The 2,611-nt window shown below is 51.9% G+C and carries 1 rRNA gene (running past one end of the window); it reads right to left on the bottom strand.

The window, feature by feature from the left end:
- Window positions 1-26: 26 nt before the first annotated feature.
- Window positions 27-2,611 (bottom strand): 23S ribosomal RNA (locus tag NUV89_RS27100); it runs 395 nt beyond the window's last position.

Here is a 2,611-nt window from a genome sequence, read left to right as displayed (position 1 = left end):
GAGTAGTCAAATTGCTTGGGTGTTATATGGTCAAGCCTCACGGGCAATTAGTATTGGTTAGCTCAACGCCTCACAGCGCTTACACACCCAACCTATCAACGTCGTAGTCTTCGACGGCCCTTCAGGGAACTCAAGGTTCCAGTGAGATCTCATCTTGAGGCTAGTTTCCCGCTTAGATGCTTTCAGCGGTTATCTATTCCGAACATAGCTACCCGGCAATGCCACTGGCGTGACAACCGGAACACCAGAGGTTCGTCCACTCCGGTCCTCTCGTACTAGGAGCAGCCCCTCTCAAATCTCAAACGTCCACGGCAGATAGGGACCGAACTGTCTCACGACGTTCTAAACCCAGCTCGCGTACCACTTTAAATGGCGAACAGCCATACCCTTGGGACCGGCTTCAGCCCCAGGATGTGATGAGCCGACATCGAGGTGCCAAACACCGCCGTCGATATGAACTCTTGGGCGGTATCAGCCTGTTATCCCCGGAGTACCTTTTATCCGTTGAGCGATGGCCCTTCCATACAGAACCACCGGATCACTAAGACCTACTTTCGTACCTGCTCGACGTGTCTGTCTCGCAGTCAAGCGCGCTTTTGCCTTTATACTCTACGACCGATTTCCGACCGGTCTGAGCGCACCTTCGTACTCCTCCGTTACTCTTTAGGAGGAGACCGCCCCAGTCAAACTACCCACCATACACTGTCCTCGATCCGGATAACGGACCTGAGTTAGAACCTCAAAGTTGCCAGGGTGGTATTTCAAGGTTGGCTCCACGCAGACTGGCGTCCACGCTTCAAAGCCTCCCACCTATCCTACACAAGCAAATTCAAAGTCCAGTGCAAAGCTATAGTAAAGGTTCACGGGGTCTTTCCGTCTAGCCGCGGATACACTGCATCTTCACAGCGATTTCAATTTCACTGAGTCTCGGGTGGAGACAGCGCCGCCATCGTTACGCCATTCGTGCAGGTCGGAACTTACCCGACAAGGAATTTCGCTACCTTAGGACCGTTATAGTTACGGCCGCCGTTTACCGGGGCTTCGATCAAGAGCTTCGCGTTAGCTAACCCCATCAATTAACCTTCCGGCACCGGGCAGGCGTCACACCCTATACGTCCACTTTCGTGTTTGCAGAGTGCTGTGTTTTTAATAAACAGTCGCAGCGGCCTGGTATCTTCGACCGGCATGAGCTTACGGAGCAAGTCCTTCACCCTCACCGGCGCACCTTCTCCCGAAGTTACGGTGCCATTTTGCCTAGTTCCTTCACCCGAGTTCTCTCAAGCGCCTTGGTATTCTCTACCCAACCACCTGTGTCGGTTTGGGGTACGGTTCCTGGTTACCTGAAGCTTAGAAGCTTTTCTTGGAAGCATGGCATCAACCACTTCGTTAACTAAAAGTTAACTCGTCATCAGCTCTCGGCCTTAGAATCCCGGATTTACCTAAGATTCCAGCCTACCACCTTAAACTTGGACAACCAACGCCAAGCTGGCCTAGCCTTCTCCGTCCCTCCATCGCAATAACCAGAAGTACAGGAATATTAACCTGTTTTCCATCGACTACGCTTTTCAGCCTCGCCTTAGGGACCGACTAACCCTGCGTCGATTAACGTTGCGCAGGAAACCTTGGTCTTTCGGCGTGGGTGTTTTTCACACCCATTGTCGTTACTCATGTCAGCATTCGCACTTCTGATACCTCCAGCAAGCTTCTCAACTCACCTTCACAGGCTTACAGAACGCTCCTCTACCGCATCACTTACGTGATACCCGTAGCTTCGGTGTATGGTTTGAGCCCCGTTACATCTTCCGCGCAGGCCGACTCGACTAGTGAGCTATTACGCTTTCTTTAAAGGGTGGCTGCTTCTAAGCCAACCTCCTAGCTGTCTAAGCCTTCCCACATCGTTTCCCACTTAACCATAACTTTGGGACCTTAGCTGACGGTCTGGGTTGTTTCCCTTTTCACGACGGACGTTAGCACCCGCCGTGTGTCTCCCATGCTCGGCACTTGTAGGTATTCGGAGTTTGCATCGGTTTGGTAAGTCGGGATGACCCCCTAGCCGAAACAGTGCTCTACCCCCTACAGTGATACATGAGGCGCTACCTAAATAGCTTTCGAGGAGAACCAGCTATCTCCGAGCTTGATTAGCCTTTCACTCCGATCCACAGGTCATCCGCTAACTTTTCAACGGTAGTCGGTTCGGTCCTCCAGTTAGTGTTACCCAACCTTCAACCTGCCCATGGATAGATCGCCCGGTTTCGGGTCTATTCCCAGCGACTAGACGCCCTATTAAGACTCGCTTTCGCTACGCCTCCCCTATTCGGTTAAGCTCGCCACTGAAAATAAGTCGCTGACCCATTATACAAAAGGTACGCAGTCACCCAACAAAGTGGGCTCCCACTGCTTGTACGCATACGGTTTCAGGATCTATTTCACTCCCCTCTCCGGGGTTCTTTTCGCCTTTCCCTCACGGTACTAGTTCACTATCGGTCAGTCAGTAGTATTTAGCCTTGGAGGATGGTCCCCCCATATTCAGACAAAGTTTCTCGTGCTCCGTCCTACTCGATTTCATGACTAAGAGATTTTCGCGTACAGGGCTATCACCCACTATGGCCGG

Source organism: Pseudomonas sp. 18.1.10, assembly GCF_024655625.1.
Classification (GTDB): Bacteria; Pseudomonadota; Gammaproteobacteria; order Pseudomonadales; family Pseudomonadaceae; genus Aquipseudomonas.
Note: the sequence above shows the minus strand (reverse complement) of the source record. Positions and strands in the feature narration are given on the sequence as shown.